The following is an 18,220-nucleotide window of genomic DNA, read 5'->3' on the forward strand; positions in this document are numbered from 1 at the left end:
TCGGCGCGGAACCGCCGATCGAGGGCCTGCTTCATCGGTTGTCCGCGGACAACCGATCCTTCGACTAGCCGATGGGGCTGGGCGCGAACTGCGCAACGAGTTCGTGGCGGTCGCCGGGATAGGTGAGCCGCACATGCGTGACCGGCGCCCGTCCGCTCCAGGTCCGCCGCTCGATGACGAGGCAGGCTGTGCCGGTGGCGATACCGAGCGCCTGCGCTGCCGACTTGCTGGCCGCCACGGCACGAATGCGGTGTTCGGCCGTGCTCCACGGTACCTTGCCGAGCAGCCACGAACCGGGCGCCGCGGTCTCGAATGTTTCCTCTTCGGCCTCCGGAACCGCAGAAAGGCTGATCAACCTCTCCTCGAAGCAAAAGGGACGCGAGCCGGCAAAATGCCGGCACGTTACGTCCAGCAGCTTGCCCGAGCTCGGGAGATCCAGGCGTTCACGATCCCGGCTTTCGACCTTGCGCACTTTTCGCTCATCCACGCGGAAGCTGTAATCGAGCCCCAGCGACTGGACTTCGAGTTTAACGTCGTGGATCTCCATGACGGCGGACTGGACCTGCGGAAAGGTAACGTAGCTTCCCGACTTGCGCCGCCGCTCGATCAGCCCGCGCTTGACGAGTTCGGTCAGGGCCTTGTTCACCGTCATGCGCGAGCAGTCATATTGCTCGGTCAGTTCGTGCTCGAACGGGATGCGGTGTCCGGGTGGCCACTCCCCGGAAAGAATGCGCCCTTCGACGTCACCGAGGATGCGCTGGTGCAGCGATAGCACCTGCCCCTGACTGTCGGCCGCATCGCCAGGCGGGTCACTTGAAACGGATCGATCTTGCTTGGTGTCCATGACAGCGAACTTAATCAATTCGCAGCCGCGAAACAGCCCTTCCCTCGCCGATTTGCGCTTTTCCACGGCGGCTGAAACGGCTTTCACGTTGACAGCTGTCAACGCTTGGGCGGCGCAGTTCGGCGCCACGCCTCACTCCTCAGTAAAGGAGGTGCCACGGCGTCAGGAACGCGCGCGCCCATTCCTGATTACGATCGGACTCTTCGCACGTCGCCTTGTCGAGCGTCGTCGAGGCGACATCCACTTCCGCCTGCCGCTTTGTCTTCATCGCCTTCGGCACAGGCGGGGGCGGCTCAAGATAGCCAAGGGTCATTCCACCGAGATAGAACATCAGGAAGCTCCATGCATCCAATCGCCAACTGAACACAATCCTGACACAATCAGATCCGCTGTCAATAGTCTATTAAATCTATGCTCTAATTGGAGATGCGCGAACGTGCCCGAAGGGAAGTTGTCCGCGGACAACTCGGCCGCTTCACAAGCTCGCTTTCCACCGCAAGGGCAGCACCTCCGTCAAAACGCTATGCATTTGTAAAACCGCGCCGAATCGGAGCATAGTGCATCTGCGCATATTGTCCGGATATGACGATTTTTGCGCAGTTTTCGGGGATATCAATGTTGCAGCAAAAAATTCAAAGCCAGGACGCACAGGAGCATCTGCCGACGCTTCTGGCTGCCGATGCTTTGGAGCTTGCCCATCAGCTGCAGCAGCACCAAAAGAAAATCTTCCCCCCGCAAGCGCAAAAGCAGATGCGTCTCTTCAGCCCTGCCGAAGCGGCAGCCTTCATCGGAATCGGCGAAGGCTATCTGAGGCAGGTGGCCTCAGAGGGCCACGGCCCAGCGCCCTTGTCAAACGGTCGGCGCATGTATGCCGTTTCCGACATCGAACGCATTCGCCGCGTTCTCGACGATGGCGGCAAGTCGGGCAAATATGTCCCGCACCGGCGCGGCGATGAAAAGCTGCAGGTCCTGTCTGTGATGAACTTCAAGGGCGGGTCGGCTAAGACGACGACCTCAGCCCACCTCGCCCAATATCTGGCACTTCGCGGCTACCGCACGCTCGCGATCGATCTCGATCCGCAGGCTTCGCTTTCCGCCCTCTTCGGCCATCAACCGGAGTTGGATGTCGGAGAAGGCGAGACGCTTTACGGCGCGATCCGCTATGACGCCCCGCGGTCGATCGCCGATATCGTGCGGTCGACCTACACCGCCAATCTGCATCTCATTCCCGGCAATCTCGAACTCATGGAATTCGAGCACGAAACGCCGAAGGCGATGATGACGGGCGGGGCTGCAGAAACCCTTTTCTTCGCCCGCATCGGCGATGTGCTCGCCGATATCGAGAGCTTCTACGACATCGTCGTCATCGATTGCCCCCCGCAGCTCGGCTTCCTCACCATGTCGGCGCTCTGTGCCGCAACGTCCGTCCTGATCACCGTGCATCCGCAGATGCTCGACGTCATGTCGATGTCGCAGTTCCTGTCGATGACGAGTGAGTTGATGAGCGTCGTCGAAAAAGCCGGTGGCCGCACCAGCTATGACTGGATGCGCTATCTCGGAACACGGTTTGAGCCGAACGACGGCCCTCAAAGCCAGATGACCGGTTTCATGCGCGCCATTTTCGGCAATCGCATGCTGCAGAACGCCATGGTGAAGTCGACAGCTATCTCCGACGCCGGCGTAACGAAGCAAACGCTTTATGAAGTCGAGCGCTCGCAGTTTGTCCGCGGCACCTACGACCGCGCAATGGACTCTCTCAACCTCGTCAATGGCGAGATCGAGGACCTGGTCCGCAAGGTCTGGGGGAGGAAGTAATCCATGGCCCGTAAGAACCTGATCGGGATATCGGAGGAACGCGTCGACGATGCCAACGGCGCACCGGGCAACGACCGCCCGATCGCCGGGCTGATGGCCGGTGCCCGCCCCCCGACTGCTGTCGGTGGCATCACCCGGTCGCTGTCGAACATCACGCAGAAGGTCGAACGCGCCCAGGAGCTCGAGCGGCAACTTGCCGAAGGGCAAGCGGTCGTCGAACTCGATCCGGCGCTCATCGACGCATCCTTCATCGTCGATCGCCTCGGGATTGCGGCCGACGCGCAACTGAGCCTCGCTGAACAGATGCGAGAGCACGGACAACAGGTGCCCATCCTGGTCCGGCCGCATCCAACCATCGAGGGGCGATACCAGGTCGCCTACGGCCATCGCCGCCTGGCTGCTGCCCGCGACATCGGTAGCAGTGTTCGTGCGGTCGTTCGCAATCTCAATGACGAGCAATTGGTCGTCTCGCAGGGACAGGAAAACAACACCCGTTCCGACCTCTCCTTCATCGAGCGCTCGCTCTTTGGCAGCCGCCTTGAGGATCGCGGGTTTTCGCGTGAGATCATCATGTCGGCGCTGGGTGTCGACAAAGCCGCCCTGTCGAAGATGATTTCTGTTGTTCGCCGGCTACCGATTGCGCTGGTCGAGGCCATCGGACCGGCACCATCGATCGGACGGCGCCGTTGGTTTGAACTCGCTGAGCTTCTCGCACAAGATGGCAAGCCGGAGGCCGCAGCCGCCTTCACGCAAAGCCGAGAATTCCAGAAGGCCGGCAGCGATCAGCGTTTCGACGCCTTGTGCACTTTCTTAAGCGCCTCCAGGGCGCGTGCCCGGCCTATCCCATGGCTGGCGCCAGACAACACAACCCCGGTGCGTATCCGTGAAACGGACGTCGAGACGACGCTTGCCTTCAACAGCAAGACGGCACCAGGCTTTGCAGATTTCGTGAGGCAGAGGCTCAAATCTCTGTACCTCGAATATCAAGAGGAAACAGGAGACTAACTGAGCAAAAGAAAAAGGCTTCCGAACGACTAGCGCTGCGGAAACCCTTCTCTCGTGTAGCAACTAGAGAATCCCATTTCCGCGAATCGGTGTCAAGAGTTTTCAACGTCGTTTCGGCGAACGGATTTCTTTTGCCTTGGAAAAGGTGAAGAAGAATGGATCGTGGGATTGTCACGACGCCCTTCGGGCGGCGGTCGATGACGCTTGGGATGTTGGCACACCAACTTTCCAGCGCTCCGGCCGTCGACGACGGGAGCGTCGACAAGTGGAAATTGTTTCGAACGGTGTGTGCCGCCAAGACAAGCCTTGGGGTTTCCGACCGTTCGCTTGCGGTGCTGAACGCACTGCTGTCCTTTTACCCAAAGAGCGAACTCGACCCGGCCGCCGGCCTCGTCGTGTTTCCGTCGAATGCGCAGCTTTCGCTCCGTACGCACGGCATGGCCGAGACGACGCTGAGGCGGCATCTGACGGCGCTTGTCGAGGCTGGGCTCATCCTCAGGCGCGACAGTCCCAATGGCAAGCGTTACGCCCGACGTGACCGCAAGGGCGCGATCGGCCAGGCCTTTGGCTTCGATCTCGCACCGATGCTTGCACGGGCGTCCGAGTTCGCAGCGGAAGCGGCACGGCTGGAAGCGGATCGTCGCTACCTGCAGGTGATGCGCGAACGTCTGAGCCTTTGCCGGCGCGACGTCGTCAAGCTCGTCGAGCTCCTGCGCCAGTCCGATGTCCTCCAAGCGGAAGAAGCGGAAACGCAGTGCCAGGCGGTCTACACGGCACTGTCGCGCAAGCCGCTGATCACCGAAGTGGAGCGCGCCCTCGCCGTTTTGTCGGCACTCCGCGACAATCTGACTAATTACCTGGAAAACTTGCTGAAAACGCAGAATACGGCTGCCAATGAACGCCAGTATGAGCGGCACATACAGAGTTCAGAATCCGATTATCAATCTGAATCTGAAAACGCTTGTGAAAGACCTGAAGCGGCATTTTCGGATCTGGCTGGCACCAAGACGTCATGCACTCCGGATGATGATACCGTTGCAGGCAGTGCAAAGTCGCCCGGCCTTTCTCGCCTTCACGATCATATCGGCGCGCTGCCGGTGGTGCTGAAAGCCTGCCCGCAGATCCGTGACTATGGACCAGCGGGGCGAATTGGTAACTGGCGGGACATGTTCCTAGCCGCAACCGTTGTCAGGACGATGCTCGGCGTCAGCCCGGAGGCCTACGACGAGGCGTGCACGGTGCTTGGTCCCGAAACGACGGCAACGGTACTCGCCTGCCTTCTTGAACGGTCCGAGCACATTCATTCGGCCGGGGGCTATCTGCGGGACCTGACGCGCCGCGCGAGAAACCAGACATTCACCGTGTCGGCGATGCTGTCGGCGCGCTTGCGAGCCCAAGCCGGAGTGGTCGCCGTGAGCGGATGAACAGCGACAGGGGGCATGAGCGTCTCCTCTCGCGGAAACGCTTTGGCTTGTCTGTGACGTTGAAATGCGGGACACTGTAAGTGCAGGGATTCGTTGACATCTCTACGTTATTCTTACGTCTGAGATTGTTTTCAGACCCTCGCCACCCATCAGAAAACATTGCTGTTTCTCCTTCTTTTGGAAAGGAAGGAGCGGTTCAGTTCCGTTGCGCGGACTCAGCGTACAAGACTTCGAATTTCTCGATCTCGAGCCGAATGATTGAGCGTCCTCCCTTGTTAGAGCCCGTTCTAGCGGCAGAATCCGTTCAGGTGGCGAACTCGCGGGCTGTTGCCAGCTGGCAACAGGTTGCTGGTTTAAAGCCGAGCGCCCTCCCCCCAAAAAGCTGGGTCGCGAAAGGGTAAACTAAAGCGACAAAGCACCAAGCATAGTTGGATCTCACTGCCGCGTGATTGCGAACACGGTATGGCTGGGGGAAACAGCGAGTATGGTACTCAACTCACTGACCGGGTTTGGCGTTGATAGACGAGACATCAACACGGTTGACAGCCGTCAACACATTGGCGTGCGCCGAGACACATGCAAGTCCTGTTTGAATAGAAATATTCGCCGTCGTCGTTTGCGAAATCAGGCGGCGCAGCTCGCTGGTCTTCAAGCGGTGGAGAAAGCGTCTCCTGCCTGTGGGGGAAGTGATTCTCATGTTACGTTCCACATCCGCAGGAACCGTTTATTTTCAAAATGCGATACCAGTCTCCCGATCCCTACCATCCAACGCTGATCCCGCTGATGATTTCGGCGGAAGACGCCTTGGCGCGGCTCGATGAGCGCACGAACCGTCATGTCGTCGAAGACGGGTACCGCGAGCGCGGGCATTTCTTCGATGCGACTGCAGCACTTTGGGTGGCCGGCGAACTCGTTCATGTCGAGGATCTCGTGCTGCACGATGCACACATGGACGCGCGAGCGCCGACCCACGAGTTGACCATCGCCCATTCGGTCCTGAAAGTCCGCCGCCGCATCTGGCTCGGCGAGCCTGGTTGGGCCCTTTCTGCCCAGGGGCTTGCAGCACTCAGCGGCGAACAGAGCCCGGTCCCGGAGCTCGATATCCCTTCACTTGCGCCGGCCGAAACACGTCAGGCGGCGGGTGTCGATCGTGAGCCGGAGCGGGGCGAGCCGGAGGACGACGGCGACAGCAATCCGATGGCGGCCGAATTCGCGGCCATCGACGCCGCCATCGCTCGCTCGCAGCGCCTGCTCGATGCGCATGACCAGGACACGCTGGAAGTCGCGGAACGGACGGCGTTAGCGACAGCCCGCGAGCCGCTGGGACAGCTCGGCCTGCTCTTCGACGAAGAGTGGGATGAGGAAGCGCGTCTTGACGAATGGCGCCAGATGGTGGCAGCGGCTGATCAGCTGCCGCCCTGTCTTGGAGCCGCCTTGCTTTTCGATGCCTGGGAGCGGAGGGAGCCTCTGCGCCGTCAGCATTGGCTGGGGTCATTGTTGGTCGGCGCTTACCTGCGCTCCAGAGGCAAGGTCACCTCGCACCTGCTGTCGTTCAACACCGGGCTAAAGACCATCCGCTATGAGCGACGGAGGTCCCGGGACCCACTGACCCGCTGGAGCGCCTTTCTGGAGGCGATGACGGTGACGGCGGATCTCGGTCTCAAGGAACTCGACCGGCTGTTGCTTGCGAAGACCCAGATGGACATGCGCATTCGCGATCGTCGTTCCAACAGCAGTCTGCCGGCCTTGATCGACCTGGTTCTGTCGCGGCCGATCGTATCGGCGGCTTTGGTCGCCAAGCATGTCGGGGTGACGCCGCGCGGCGCGCTGAACCTCGTTCGCGAGCTTGGCATCCGCGAGATGACCGGCCGCGGGCGTTACCGCGGCTGGGGCGTGCTTTGAACCGGCGGCAGCGCGGAAAGCTTGCCGCCGGACCGTATCGGCGTCAGCCCATCGTGATCACGATCAACAGAACGAAGATCACCGGCACCAGCGTCAATGCCGGAATGATGATCGCCGGGTAACCGAAGGCGACGATGGCGAGCAGCCAGAGCAGCGCGCAGTTGATCAGAAACAGCACCTTGGCCGTCTGTGAACCTTGCACGGCCTCCTTGAGCATCCAGCCGAACACCGGCACGTGGTAGACAAGTCTCGCAATCATGGTTTTTCCTTTGCGTGGGTGGCCGCATTGGGGGGACAGGCGGCGCGGGTTTTATTCAAGGGCGTGTCGTCTCGCCGGTCTGTTGTCGGGTGAAGCCTGCGGTCGCTTCGAGGCGTTCGGGATCGAGGACACGCATTGTCTTCGGGTGGCTGAAGTCGATCAGGCCCTCGCGCTTGAAACGGTTGAGACAGCGGCTGACCGTTTCGACGGTAAGGCCAAGCCAATCCGCAAGGTCGGCGCGGGTGAGATGGAGATGAAAGCTCAACCGGGCAGCGCCGTTACGGCCGGTCCGATTGAACAGGCGCGATAGTTCCACCAGCGCACTGGCGACTTTCTCGCTGGCGGTCTTGCGACCAAGCAGCGTGGCATGGATCTGCATGCGGTGAAGCGTCGTCTTCAACTCGCTGGCGACGGCCGGATTGGTGGCGTTGAGATCCGCGTCACCCAGAGGCTCGATGCGCGCGATACTCAGCGTTTCGGCGGTGGCGATGTTGCGGCCGTCGATAGTGAAGCCGAAGAGCCGGCCCGGTCCGAGCACGTCGGTGATCTGGCGGCGACCGTCGTTGAGAAGTTGCGAAAGCACGACGCAGCCGTCAACGACACGGTAGAGCGCGCGGTTGCGTCCGCCCTCATAGAGCAGGGTCAGGTTTTCGCCGACGACACGACTACGCGAGGCCGGGCGAGGCGGCCTTATCGAGGACGCGCGAGGGGGAGCCGCTGGCGCGGCAGTGGTGATCAGGGTTTCTGGCATGAAAAACGTCCGCATGACCGACGCAAGGAGGCGTGATGCCCCGATGCCGACGGGCGTCGAAGGAGGATGTTGACAGCTGTCAACGGAGGTCAAAGCCGGATGACGACCTGTGGCGGGCCTCGCGGACGGGCATTGGGTGCGTGAACTTGTGGCACCGGTCGAACTGCCGCAACCCGGATCGCAGGTGTGCGGTTTGCCTCCAGGCGCTCGCTGAGAGAACCGTCCGGCGGCGTCAGCAGCGCCCAGAAGAACCGACAGGCGCTGCAAACATGTTTATGGCCGGGCTGGTCTTTGCCGTCTTCACCCAAACCGGTCTGGCAAAAATCGGGCAGGGACCCGTCGGGCAGGGCATAGAGCGCCAGTTCGGCCGCCGGCAGGCGAGTGGCCAGGGCAGGGCCGAGATGGGCAAAACCAAGCAGGAACAGCGCCGCGGCGCAAAGCATGCGCACGGCATTGTTCCATCTGATCTTCTCGCGACGTGTCATCGCCCCGGCTCGTTCCTGTTTCGATGGGGCAGAGATTGGCGACCGGCTTGATAAAGCTCAATGTGGCAAACCGCGCAGGGGCAGAATGCCGCAGCCAGAAGAACGCCGCGCCTCCGATTGGGGCGCGGCGATTAACCTATTGAATTATATTGTTATTGTTGCGAAATTGGCGGGCAGGGATCAATCCTCCTCGACAAAAACCTCGTGGCGCTTGGCATTCACACTCGGCAGGAACACGACGACGAGCACCAGGGCTGCGATCAGAAGCAGGATGGCGCTGATCGGTCGAGTGACGAATGTCGTCGGGTCTCCGCGCGACAGGATCATGGCGCGGCGGAGGTTTTCTTCGAGCAGCGGTCCGAGCACGAAGCCGAGCAGCAACGGAGCGGGTTCGCAGCGCAGCTTCAACAGCAGGTAGCCGACGAGGCCGAAGAAGGCGACGGCATAGAGGTCGTAGACATTGGAGTTGACGCTGTAGACCCCGATCGAGCAGAACGCCATGATGATCGGGAAGAGCACGTAATAGGGGATCTTGAGCAGCTTCACCCAGAGCCCGATCAACGGCAGATTCAGGACCACGAGCATCAGATTGCCGATCCACATGGAGGCGATGATGCCCCAGAAGAGGGCGGGCTGTTCGCTTGCGACGTTCGGACCGGGCACGATGCCCTGGATGATCATCGCGCCGATCATCAGCGCCATCACCGGATTGGCGGGAATGCCGAGGGTGAGCAGCGGAATGAACGAGGTCTGCGCGCCCGCATTGTTGGCGCTTTCCGGACCGGCGACGCCGGCAATCGCACCGTGGCCGAACTCTTCGGGGTGGTCCGAGACGCGTTTCTCCACGGTGTAGGAAGCGAAGGCCGCAAGGATTGCGCCGCCACCGGGCAGAATGCCGAGCGCCGAACCGATGATGGTGCCGCGCACGACCGGCGCGAACATGCGCTTGAAGTCGTCCCTGGTCGGCATCAGGTCGGTGACCTTGGCCATCAGCACCTCGCGGGTGCGTTCGTTTTCAAGGTTGCGCAGGATCTCGGCGATGCCGAAGACACCGACGGCGAGCGCTACGAAGTTCAGGCCGTCGGCATATTCCCGGATGCCGAGGGTAAAGCGCGGCGTGCCGGAATAGATATCGGTGCCGACGAGGCCGAGCAGGAGGCCGAGGGCGACCATGGCCAGCGCCTTGACGATCGACCCGTGCGCGAGTGCGATCGAGGAGACGAGGCCGACGATCATCAACGAGAAGTATTCGGCAGCGCCGAACTTCAGGGCGATTTCGGTCAGGGGCGGTGCGAAGACCGCGACGAGGAAGGTCGAGACGGTGCCGGCAAAGAATGAGCCGAGGGCAGCGATCGCCAGGGCGGCGCCGGCCCGACCCTTGCGGGCCATCTGGTAGCCGTCGATCGCGGTGACGGCTGACGACGATTCGCCCGGCATGTTGATCAGGATCGCCGTGGTCGAGCCGCCATACTGCGCGCCGTAATAGATGCCGGCGAGCATGATCAGCGAGGAGACCGGCTCGAGTTGGAAGGTGATCGGCAGCAGCATGGCGATGGTTGCCGTTGCGCCGATGCCCGGAAGGACCCCGATCAGGGTGCCGAGAAGCACGCCGATGAGGCAGAAGAGCAGGTTGGCGGGGGAACCGGCGGTCACAAAGCCGAGCGCGAGATTGTTGAAAAGATCCATTGCGCGTCTCCTAGAATTGGACCCAGGGGCCGAAGCGCTGGAAGGGCAGGCCGAGACCATAGCTGAACACGGCGACGGAGAAGGCCGTCAGCGCTGCGGAGAGCGCCAAAGCCATGAGCGGCGTCATGCGGCCGGAGGCAAAGCAGGCGATGAGTGCCGTGAAGAACAGTGCCGGGACGAAGCCGAGGCCGCGGACCGTGAGGCCGAAGAAAACCGGCGCCGGCAAAATGAAGAGCATGCCACGCAGCGCAATCGCGCCGATCGGCTCCCCCTGGACGCGGGTGGACTGTACGAGGATCACGATGCCGAGGAGCGTCAGGATGATCGCGAGCACGAGGGGGAAATAGCCAGGCCCCATGCGGAAGGCCGTGCCGAGCTCTAGGTTGAAGGCCTGCCAGGCGAAGAACAGGCCGACCGCGGTCAGGATCCCGCCGCAGAGCGCATTGGTGCTATCGAAGGAGAGTGATTTCATCGTGTCCCCATTTGTTTTCGCGGGGTAGCCGGGCCGAGGCGTCGACGGCCTCCCGCATTGGCATTGCCGGCTCGCGCCGGGTTCGCACATTGGGCAACGTCGCGTTGACAGCTGTCAACCGCTGTTGACGGCGCCTGTCCGGACACCGTCGGGAACATGCCCATGTCAGAACCGCCGCGCCCCGAGATGACTCGAGAGCGCGGCGCGATGAGCGGTGGATTAGTCGGCGTACTGGCCGGCCGCTTCGATCACCGGCTTCCAGCGGGCGATCTCGCCTTCGAGCTTGGTCTTCAGCGCGGCCGGGGTGGCGTCGGCGTCCGAAGACGGCTCGGTGCCGAGTTCGCCGAAGCGGGCAACCACGTTCGGATCCTTGAGCGCCACCTGCAGCGACTTCGACAGGCGTTCGGTCACTTCAGCCGGCGTACCCTTCGGCGCGTAGACGCCGTGCCAGATACCAACCTGCAGGTTCGGCAGACCACCTTCGGTGGTCGTCGGCAAGTCCGGGAAGACCTTCAGGCGTTCGGGCGAGGTGACGGCGTAAGCCTTGATCGTGCCGCCCTGAATCTGCTTGGTGGTGTTGGTCGTCTGGTCGCACATGATGTCGACCTGACCGCCGAGGAGATCGGTCATCGCCGGACCGGTGCCCTTGTAGGGAACGGTGGTCAGCGGCGTTTCGATGGCGCTCATGAACATCATGCCGCAGAGGTGCGAGGCGGCGCCGATGCCGGCGTTGGCGACGGTGACCGTGTCCTTGTTCGCCTTCACATATTCGACGAGACCCTTGAGGTCGGTCGGCTCGAGGTCCTTGCGCGCGACGATGGTCATCGGCACTTCGGTGACGAGGCCGACATATTCGAAGGCGTTCAGCGTGTCATAGGCGAGTTTGCGGTAGAGCGTCGCGCTGGTTGCCATGCCGATGTGATGGAGCAGCACGGTGTAGCCGTCCGGATCGGCCTGGGCGACGCGACCGGCGCCAAGCGTGCCGCCGGCGCCGCCGACGTTCTCGACGATGATCTGCTGGCCGAGGTCCTTCGACATGGATTCAGCAACCAGGCGCGCAACCGTATCCGTCGGGCCACCGGCGGAGAAGGGCACGACCATGGTGATCGAACGCTCGGGGTAGGTCTGTGCGTTGGCGGAAACGGCAAAAATGGAAAGGGCGGCAACGGCGCCGAGCAATGCGTTGAGGGTTTTCATCTTCTTCCTCCCGGATGAAATATGGCCAGCCGGCAAGGTTTCCTCCCACGCCGGTGCTGGATGCCCCCATTTGCGGACGCAATCTTAGCACAGACAACGGGCTGTCCGCACGATCCGACGCATTTGTCAGGAGCCTGGATCGGCTTTGGGTGGATTTGGAAACATGGCGGTGCTGGCGTGGGTGGATTTCCACCCATCGCGCGTTTGGCTGCGCGCCGCGGGAAGGGCCTAGAGGCCGGTGCGCCGCTTCAGATCGGCGATTTCGTCGGCGGTGAGGTTACGCGCAGCACCCTTCGGCAAATCACCGAGAGCGATCGTCCCGATCGAAACTCGCAGCAGCCGCAGCACTTCGAAGCCGAGCGCATCGAGCATGCGGCGAATCTGGCGGTTTCGACCCTCTTCGAGTTCCACCTCGATCCACATGTTGCGGCCGCCCACCCTTAGGCGTTCGGCCCTGGCGGCCCGCAACATCTCGCCGCCTTCGTCGATGCCGGCGACCATTTGCGCAAGCTGCGCGTCGTCGATCTGCCCGGTCAGTTGCACGTGATAGACCTTGCCGACATGGGTTTCCGGATCGAGCAGCCGCTGCGCAAGCACCGTGTCGTTGGTGAACAGCAGAAGGCCCTCGCTCGCCTTGTCGAGGCGTCCGACCGGCGACAGATGGGTGGAGTCGATGTTCTTCAGGCAGTCGAAGACCGTCGGCCGGCCCTCCGGGTCATGCCTGGTCGTCACCAGCCCGCGCGGCTTGTTCAGCATCAGGTAGACCTTCTCTTGGGCAAGCACGGCCTTACCGTCGACGGCGAGACGGTCCATGTCGACATCGACCCATGCGGTGAGGTCAGTCGCCTTGCGCCCGTTGATGCTGACGCGGCCTTCAAGCACCAGCTTTTCGGCCTGCGTGCGCGAGCAGTAACCAAGCTTGGAAAGGGCGCGGGCGACCGTCACGCGTTTTCCCGTATCGGCCGCGGGGCGGCGGCCGGTATCTCGGGCGGCTGTCGGTCGCTTCTGTTTCACGTTCTGGTCTTCCGGTTGCTGGTCATCTTGTGCAGCATGGTCCCGCCTGCGAGCATCGCCGGCGGCACAATCTCGACATCAGCCGATCTTGCTATAGTCGATCCGCCGGGCGAGCCAGCAGCCGATCGTCAGCCCCGTCACCTTGCCTTCTGCGTCACGCGAAACGACTACGGTCCAGTCTCCCGGTGCCGGCGCGTCCATCGAGCGTTTGCAGCGCAGCAGCCAGACATCGTCGGCGAGCGGCCGCAGGGCGTGCATGGCGCCTCTGCCAAGCGAACCGTCGAAACCACCATAGAAGACGCCGTTGGTGGAGACGATGTCGAGATGGGCGTCGAGTTCTGCCGCATGGTAGCGGCCGGCGATATCAGGCTTGGCGGCGCCAGAGATGCGCGCGGCGTGAACCGTCAGGTTCTCACGCGGGCGCTCCATGTGCAGCGAGGCGCCTTCCACGCGAAGGGTAACGGCCGCTGACTGCGCGCTGCCATCCGGACCGACCGCAAGCGTTTCGGCACCCGTGGCGAAGTTCAGCGCGACGCGGGATTTGCCGGCGGGCCTGGTAACGAGTGCGAGGCCCGTTTCCGGATCCAGATAGCTGCCGGTGCCGTCGGCATCCCAGGTGCCTGTCGCGGGCTCGGCATCGCTGTGGCCAAGGGCGACCTTCATCAATGCGGTCGCCGCCGCATGGGCGTCGGCTTCATGGTTGAACATCACCACGACCGAAAGGCGCTCAGCGGGCGCGTAGAGCCTGCGGCTGCGGAAGCCGCGCAGCGCGCCGCCATGGCCGGTGATGGCGACGTCGCCGATCTTTTCATGCGCAAGGCCGAACCCATAATGGGCCGGGCGGCCATCGGCATAGGTCTGCGGTACGGACAGGCGGCGATAGAGACTGTTTTCGTCATTCCGCGTCCGGTCGATGAAGCATTCCCAGGCGAGCATATCGTCGAGCGAAGCGGAAACACCGGCATCGCCCGCCCAGTAGATGTTGTTGGCCGCCTCGAAATAGCCAGCCGTCTCATTGCCCTCGTAGCCGACGATACCGTCGGGGGGCAGGCTCGTATCGGCGGTGAGGGCAGCGGTCTGCATGTCGGCCGGGCCGAACACGGAACGCTGATAGAGCTCGGCCATCGAGCGCCCGGTATGCGCTTCGATGAGGTCGGCGAGAATGCGGAAATTGCCGTTCGAATAGGAGTAGCGCGTGCCCGGCTCGAAATGGGTCGACCGCGCGGAGGAGAGCAGGGGCCGTGCGTCCTCGCGGCGGAAGGCGCCGTCGTGCCTGGCGCCTTGCAGCACGGTCAGCGCCCAGTAGTCGCGCAGCCCCGACTGGTTGTGACAGAGATGGGCCACGGTCGGGCGCTTGCCTTCGAGCAGAGGCAGGTAGGCGTCGAGCGCGCGGTCGAGCTTTGCCGGTTCGCCGACGGCGTCCAGAAGCACGGCGCAGGTCATCTGCTTGGTGATCGAGCAGATCGGTACGCGGGTTGTCGCCGTCATCGGCCTGCGGGCGGTCAGGTCGGCGTAGCCCCAGCGGTGGCTGAGGATCACCTGACCATCCCGGACCACACCGGCGACGCCGCCGGGACCGGGATAGTGTTGGGGCAGGGCTTTTAGGGCGCGTTCGAGAGTGGAAAGTTCGGAAGTGGTCATGGCGCTGAAGGATCGGTCCGACGAAGGGCAGGGCGGTGTCTGCCTTCGTTCGTACCGTCCCCTCCCGGCACTTGCAATGCCGCGCCGACAGCTCTCCTCAGCCGGCGCCTGCCTGGGCGTGATAGAGGCGGCTGTAGGCGCCCTTGGCGGCCAGCAGCGTTGCATGCGGTCCCTGCTCGCGAATGCCGCTGCCGTCGACCACGACGATGCGGTCGGCATCGCGGATCGTTGCCAGCCGGTGCGCGATGATCAGCGTCGTGCGCCCCTTGGAAAGCTCGGCGAGCGACTGCTGGATTGCTCTCTCGGTTTCCGTGTCGAGCGCCGAGGTGGCCTCGTCGAGAATGAGGATCGCCGGGTTTTTCAGGAACATGCGGGCGATCGCCAGTCGCTGTTTCTGTCCGCCGGAAAGCTTGACGCCGCGTTCGCCGATCACCGTGTCCATGCCGTCGGGCAGGGCGGCGATCATGCCGTCGAGCCGGGCGCGCCGCGCCGCTTCCAGGATGTCGGCTTCGTTTGCTCCGAGCCGGCCATAGGCGATGTTGTCGCGAATGGTGCCGGCAAAGAGGAAGACATCCTGCTGCACGATACCGATCTGGCCGCGCAGCGACGACAGGGTGATGTCGCGGATATCGGTGCCGTCGACAGTGATTGCGCCTTCCATCACTTCGTAGAAGCGCGGCAGAAGCGAGCAGATCGTCGTCTTGCCGGCGCCCGACGGGCCGACGAAGGCGATCGTCTCGCCGGCGCGGATCGTGAGGTCGATATTCTGGATGATCGGCTTTTCGGCGCTGTAGCCGAAGGAGACGTTGCTGTAGGTGATGTCGCCCTTGAGATCAGCGACGTCGGTCGCACCGGGACGATCCTCGATATCGGGCTCGGTTTCCATCAGTTCGAGGAAGCGCTTGAAGCCGGCGATGCCCTTCGGATAGGTCTCGATCACCGAATTAATCTTCTCGACCGGCCGGAAGAAGACGCCGACCAGAAGCAGGAAGCTGACGAAGCCGCCATTGGTCAGCTCGCCCGTCAACACGAAGTAGCACCCGGTAATCATCACGATCAGCTGCGTCAGCCGCATGCTCATGTAGCTCAGCGACGTGCTGGCCGCCATGATACGGTAGGCCTCAAGCTTGGTGCGGCGATAGTTCTGGTTGTCGGTCTCGAACAGGCTGCGCTCATGGGCCTCGTTGGCGAAGGCCTGGACCACGCGCATGCCACCGACATTCTCCTCGATACGGGCGTTGAAGTCTCCGATCCGGCCGTAGAGATTGCGAAAATTCCGGGTCATGCGCCCGCCGTAGCGGCTGGTCACCCAGGCGGTCAGCGGCACGACGGCGGCGGTAATCAGCGCCAGCTGCCAATGCACCATCAGCATCAGGATCAGCGCACCGATGAAGGTCATGACGGCAATGAACAGATCCTCCGGACCGTGATGCGCGACCTCGCCGATTTCTTCCAGATCCTTGGTGAGGCGGCCGACGAGATGGCCGGTCTTCTGGTTGTCGAAGAACGAGAAAGAGAGCTTCTGCAGATGATCGAAGGCCATGCGCCGCATGTCCGTCTCGATATTGATGCCGAGCATGTGGCCCCAATAGGTGACGGTTGCCATCAGGCCGGTGTTGAGCAGGTAGACGATCAGCAGCCCCACGGAGGACAGCAGGATCAGTGTCCATTCCTGGCTCGGCAAGAGCTGGTCGACGAACAGCTTCACCGCAATCGGGAAGCCGAGTTCGAGCAGGCCTGATAGTACGGCGCAGGAAAAGTCGAGAATGAACAGGCCGCGATAGGGGCGGTAGAACGCGAAGAAACGCTTCAGCATGCACGTGCACTCACTGGGGGCGGGGGCGCCATGGGCGCTGATAGAAAGATGATTTTTAATGTCATGTTTTTGGATCGAAACCAACCCAGAAAAGCGTGAAAGCGTGTCGGCCACGTGACGCGACCGATGTCTCGTGCACCTGCGAGACGCAATCGGTTCACTTCGGCACCGGTGGGAAGGAAACGTTAACCATAGGCTTCGTAGAAATGGAATCAGCAGAGCAAATCGCCTTCTGTTGGGGACACCGGAAGCGGAGCCATTGCTCGATATCACTACGCGTAGGGCGTCTTTGTGCGTTCGCGTCAACGCACGAAGTCCAGGGGGCAAACGAGACGATGGCAAGCAATCAATCAGTGGAAGCCACGGAAACCAACACCATTGTTCCGTTTCCGGTGGTCAGGAGATTGCATGCCATTCGCAGTGCTGCCGCCGAGCTTGAAGATCTGCACGGTGCCGAAGCGCTGCAATTCTGGCGCCGCCGCTGCCGCGCTCTAGCGGATGAGCTCTTTGCCTGCGGATGTTCGGAAGACGAAGTGCGCCATCAGGTTCTGGTTTTTCAGGACGAGGTGCAGATCGAGCTGCAGCATCGCCACCTCTCGCGTCTTTCTGCAGGCGCGATGAGCCAGTAGCCGCTGCGTCTCAGGCCACCGGCAATTCCGGATCCCAGGTAAACAGCTCCTTGGCCCTCGCGATGCCGCGCAGCGCAAAGCGGCCGAGCGAGACTGCGTGGACCCGTTCATCCGGCGGGCAGGCTTCGACGAAATCAGACGACATGATCATGTGCCGCTCGACGGAACGGCACATCGAGGAAATGCGGCTCACCTCATTGACCGCCGGGCCGACCACGGTGAAATCGAGGCGGGTCTGGCTGCCGATATTGCCATAGAAAACTTCGCCAATATGGAGCCCGAGATAGACCTCGGTGGTCGGCTTGCCTTCGGCCTGCCGGCGGGTGTCGAGTTCCGCAAGCATGCGGCGCAGCTGCCGTTCGGCGGCGATTGCGTTGGCGCAGGCGGTCCCCGGATCGTCGGCATTGAAGATCGCCAGAACACCGTCGCCGATCAGCTTCAGCACGCTGCCGCCATGGTCGTGAATGGCGGTGATCACGGTTCCTGAATAATCGTTGAGAAGCGGGATGATCTCGTCGGGTGCTGCGGTGTCGGAGATGCGCGTATAGCCGCGCAGGTCGGAAAACCACATGACCGTTTCGATGCGTTCGGCCGAACCGCGGGCAATGCTGCCTTTGACGACGCGCTGGCCGGCATCGGCGCCGAGATAAACGTCCGCAAGCGTGCTGATGATCCTCACGCATGAGCCTGCCTTCACCGCCAGCGCAAGCGTTGGCAGCAGGATACGGAGTGCTGCGATGTCATCGTCGCTGAAGCCACCGTCGTTCCGCGTCGTCCAATAGGAATAGAAACAGTCCATCTCGCCGACGCGGCCCTGGTCGGTGAAGTGGTGGATCATGCTGACGCAGTCGGTGTGGCCTTCGTCTTTCAGCTTGTCCAATATGTTGTAGGTGGTGCCCTCGTCGGAGGAAAGCCGGATGCGGCGCTCCGCGGTTCGGTCGCAAAGCATGTGGTAGAAGATCGAATTCTGCCAGTTCAGCAGCGCCTCGCCCGTGGTCGTCGAGCCGTATTGGATGACCTCCGGCGTGATCTCGCTTTCGTCGTTCCACTGGAACGCGCGCCCCTCGAATTCGGGATGCAACGTGTCGATCAACCCGAGCGCGCGGGCAAGGTCGAGACCGGCTGCCCGACATTGCTCGCAGAAGCCGGCAAACAGCTCCGGCTCGTCCAGTCCCTTCAGGCCCTGTTCTGAAAGCCAGAGCACGATATCGCGTAGCTGTTGGTCGTTCATGGCGCATCCCGCTCGGCCGAGGTCGACTGCCTGATGATGTGGTGCATCA

18 protein-coding genes are annotated in these 18,220 nt (G+C 62.3%); 5 read left to right on the forward strand and 13 right to left on the reverse strand.

Going from position 1 to position 18,220, the window contains the following annotated elements; all coding sequences use genetic code 11:
• Positions 1 to 64: 64 nt before the first annotated feature.
• Positions 65 to 844, reverse strand: a complete 780-nt coding sequence (hutC, locus tag FA04_RS19775) for a histidine utilization repressor (protein ID WP_051659117.1) — start codon at positions 842 to 844, stop codon at positions 65 to 67.
• A 139-nt stretch (positions 845 to 983) separates the two neighbouring features.
• Complete coding sequence (locus FA04_RS19780) at positions 984 to 1,175, reverse strand: hypothetical protein (RefSeq protein ID WP_034787749.1); 192 nt, start codon at positions 1,173 to 1,175, stop codon at positions 984 to 986.
• A gap of 287 nt (positions 1,176 to 1,462) precedes the next feature.
• Here FA04_RS19780 and repA point away from each other — a divergent pair, with 287 nt between their 5' ends.
• From repA to repC, 3 genes are all read left to right on the forward strand, one after another.
• Positions 1,463 to 2,659 (forward strand): plasmid partitioning protein RepA, encoded by a 1,197-nt coding sequence (repA, locus tag FA04_RS19785; protein ID WP_034787965.1) that lies wholly within the window; start codon positions 1,463 to 1,465, stop codon positions 2,657 to 2,659.
• A 3-nt stretch (positions 2,660 to 2,662) separates the two neighbouring features.
• The gene (gene repB / locus FA04_RS19790; protein WP_034787738.1) at positions 2,663 to 3,664 is read left to right on the forward strand and encodes a plasmid partitioning protein RepB; all 1,002 of its coding nucleotides are present in this window, start codon (positions 2,663 to 2,665) and stop codon (positions 3,662 to 3,664) included.
• 155 nt (positions 3,665 to 3,819) lie between these two features.
• A complete protein-coding gene (repC, locus tag FA04_RS19795) occupies positions 3,820 to 5,088 on the forward strand; it encodes a plasmid replication protein RepC (protein WP_034787736.1) in 1,269 nt (422 codons plus the stop codon).
• Positions 5,089 to 5,584: 496 nt separating this feature from the next.
• On the opposite strand, the gene FA04_RS35260 is transcribed toward repC, so the two are convergent.
• The gene (locus FA04_RS35260) at positions 5,585 to 5,785 is read right to left on the reverse strand and encodes a hypothetical protein (RefSeq protein WP_156553041.1); all 201 of its coding nucleotides are present in this window, start codon (positions 5,783 to 5,785) and stop codon (positions 5,585 to 5,587) included.
• A gap of 38 nt (positions 5,786 to 5,823) precedes the next feature.
• Here FA04_RS35260 and FA04_RS19800 point away from each other — a divergent pair, with 38 nt between their 5' ends.
• Positions 5,824 to 6,990, forward strand: coding sequence for an RHE_PE00001 family protein (locus tag FA04_RS19800; protein WP_034787733.1), 1,167 nt, complete (start codon positions 5,824 to 5,826; stop codon positions 6,988 to 6,990).
• Between the two features lie 43 nt (positions 6,991 to 7,033).
• On the opposite strand, the gene FA04_RS19805 is transcribed toward FA04_RS19800, so the two are convergent.
• From FA04_RS19805 to FA04_RS19845, 9 genes are all read right to left on the reverse strand, one after another.
• Entirely contained in the window at positions 7,034 to 7,249 is a 216-nt protein-coding gene (locus tag FA04_RS19805) for a hypothetical protein (protein WP_034787730.1), read from the reverse strand.
• A gap of 55 nt (positions 7,250 to 7,304) precedes the next feature.
• Complete coding sequence (locus tag FA04_RS19810; RefSeq protein WP_051659109.1) at positions 7,305 to 8,000, reverse strand: helix-turn-helix domain-containing protein; 696 nt, start codon at positions 7,998 to 8,000, stop codon at positions 7,305 to 7,307.
• A gap of 89 nt (positions 8,001 to 8,089) precedes the next feature.
• Positions 8,090 to 8,485: a hypothetical protein gene (locus FA04_RS19815; RefSeq protein ID WP_034787727.1), complete on the reverse strand. Its 396-nt coding sequence runs from the start codon at positions 8,483 to 8,485 to the stop codon at positions 8,090 to 8,092.
• Positions 8,486 to 8,665: 180 nt separating this feature from the next.
• Complete coding sequence (locus FA04_RS19820; RefSeq protein ID WP_034787722.1) at positions 8,666 to 10,171, reverse strand: tripartite tricarboxylate transporter permease; 1,506 nt, start codon at positions 10,169 to 10,171, stop codon at positions 8,666 to 8,668.
• 10 nt (positions 10,172 to 10,181) lie between these two features.
• The gene (locus FA04_RS19825; RefSeq protein ID WP_034787711.1) at positions 10,182 to 10,643 is read right to left on the reverse strand and encodes a tripartite tricarboxylate transporter TctB family protein; all 462 of its coding nucleotides are present in this window, start codon (positions 10,641 to 10,643) and stop codon (positions 10,182 to 10,184) included.
• Positions 10,644 to 10,862: 219 nt separating this feature from the next.
• Positions 10,863 to 11,840 (reverse strand): tripartite tricarboxylate transporter substrate-binding protein, encoded by a 978-nt coding sequence (locus FA04_RS19830; RefSeq protein ID WP_034787709.1) that lies wholly within the window; start codon positions 11,838 to 11,840, stop codon positions 10,863 to 10,865.
• A gap of 228 nt (positions 11,841 to 12,068) precedes the next feature.
• Positions 12,069 to 12,854 carry a pseudouridine synthase gene (locus tag FA04_RS19835; RefSeq protein ID WP_034787707.1) on the reverse strand — a complete coding sequence of 262 codons (786 nt, stop codon included), beginning with the start codon at positions 12,852 to 12,854 and terminating at the stop codon, positions 12,069 to 12,071.
• Between the two features lie 78 nt (positions 12,855 to 12,932).
• On the reverse strand, positions 12,933 to 14,495 hold the full coding sequence (locus tag FA04_RS19840; RefSeq protein WP_034787706.1) for a D-aminopeptidase: 1,563 nt from the start codon (positions 14,493 to 14,495) through the stop codon (positions 12,933 to 12,935).
• 97 nt (positions 14,496 to 14,592) lie between these two features.
• The gene (locus FA04_RS19845) at positions 14,593 to 16,311 is read right to left on the reverse strand and encodes an ABC transporter ATP-binding protein (protein ID WP_034787702.1); all 1,719 of its coding nucleotides are present in this window, start codon (positions 16,309 to 16,311) and stop codon (positions 14,593 to 14,595) included.
• Positions 16,312 to 16,646: 335 nt separating this feature from the next.
• Here FA04_RS19845 and FA04_RS19850 point away from each other — a divergent pair, with 335 nt between their 5' ends.
• Entirely contained in the window at positions 16,647 to 16,940 is a 294-nt protein-coding gene (locus FA04_RS19850; protein ID WP_034787698.1) for a DUF6074 family protein, read from the forward strand.
• 10 nt (positions 16,941 to 16,950) lie between these two features.
• Here FA04_RS19850 and FA04_RS19855 read toward each other — a convergent pair whose 3' ends face one another.
• The gene (locus tag FA04_RS19855) at positions 16,951 to 18,171 is read right to left on the reverse strand and encodes an adenylate/guanylate cyclase domain-containing protein (protein ID WP_034787961.1); all 1,221 of its coding nucleotides are present in this window, start codon (positions 18,169 to 18,171) and stop codon (positions 16,951 to 16,953) included.
• Positions 18,172 to 18,220: the final 49 nt, after the last annotated feature.

Source organism: Ensifer adhaerens (assembly GCF_000697965.2).
Classification (GTDB): Bacteria; Pseudomonadota; Alphaproteobacteria; order Rhizobiales; family Rhizobiaceae; genus Ensifer; species Ensifer adhaerens.

What these genes read in the sequence shown, in the direction of transcription:
- FA04_RS19850 (WP_034787698.1), top strand. Translation starts at nt 16,647, where the DNA reads ATGGCAAGCAATCAATCAGTGGAAGCCACGGAAACCAACACCATTGTT.
- FA04_RS19810 (WP_051659109.1), bottom strand. Translation starts at nt 8,000, where the DNA reads ATGCCAGAAACCCTGATCACCACTGCCGCGCCAGCGGCTCCCCCTCGC.
- FA04_RS19800 (WP_034787733.1), top strand. Translation starts at nt 5,824, where the DNA reads ATGCGATACCAGTCTCCCGATCCCTACCATCCAACGCTGATCCCGCTG.
- FA04_RS19830 (WP_034787709.1), bottom strand. Translation starts at nt 11,840, where the DNA reads ATGAAAACCCTCAACGCATTGCTCGGCGCCGTTGCCGCCCTTTCCATT.
- repB (WP_034787738.1), top strand. Translation starts at nt 2,663, where the DNA reads ATGGCCCGTAAGAACCTGATCGGGATATCGGAGGAACGCGTCGACGAT.
- hutC (WP_051659117.1), bottom strand. Translation starts at nt 844, where the DNA reads ATGGACACCAAGCAAGATCGATCCGTTTCAAGTGACCCGCCTGGCGAT.
- FA04_RS19805 (WP_034787730.1), bottom strand. Translation starts at nt 7,249, where the DNA reads ATGATTGCGAGACTTGTCTACCACGTGCCGGTGTTCGGCTGGATGCTC.
- FA04_RS19780 (WP_034787749.1), bottom strand. Translation starts at nt 1,175, where the DNA reads ATGTTCTATCTCGGTGGAATGACCCTTGGCTATCTTGAGCCGCCCCCG.
- FA04_RS19845 (WP_034787702.1), bottom strand. Translation starts at nt 16,311, where the DNA reads ATGCTGAAGCGTTTCTTCGCGTTCTACCGCCCCTATCGCGGCCTGTTC.
- FA04_RS35260 (WP_156553041.1), bottom strand. Translation starts at nt 5,785, where the DNA reads ATGAGAATCACTTCCCCCACAGGCAGGAGACGCTTTCTCCACCGCTTG.
- FA04_RS19840 (WP_034787706.1), bottom strand. Translation starts at nt 14,495, where the DNA reads ATGACCACTTCCGAACTTTCCACTCTCGAACGCGCCCTAAAAGCCCTG.
- FA04_RS19825 (WP_034787711.1), bottom strand. Translation starts at nt 10,643, where the DNA reads ATGAAATCACTCTCCTTCGATAGCACCAATGCGCTCTGCGGCGGGATC.
- FA04_RS19815 (WP_034787727.1), bottom strand. Translation starts at nt 8,485, where the DNA reads ATGACACGTCGCGAGAAGATCAGATGGAACAATGCCGTGCGCATGCTT.
- FA04_RS19820 (WP_034787722.1), bottom strand. Translation starts at nt 10,171, where the DNA reads ATGGATCTTTTCAACAATCTCGCGCTCGGCTTTGTGACCGCCGGTTCC.
- FA04_RS19855 (WP_034787961.1), bottom strand. Translation starts at nt 18,171, where the DNA reads ATGAACGACCAACAGCTACGCGATATCGTGCTCTGGCTTTCAGAACAG.
- repC (WP_034787736.1), top strand. Translation starts at nt 3,820, where the DNA reads ATGGATCGTGGGATTGTCACGACGCCCTTCGGGCGGCGGTCGATGACG.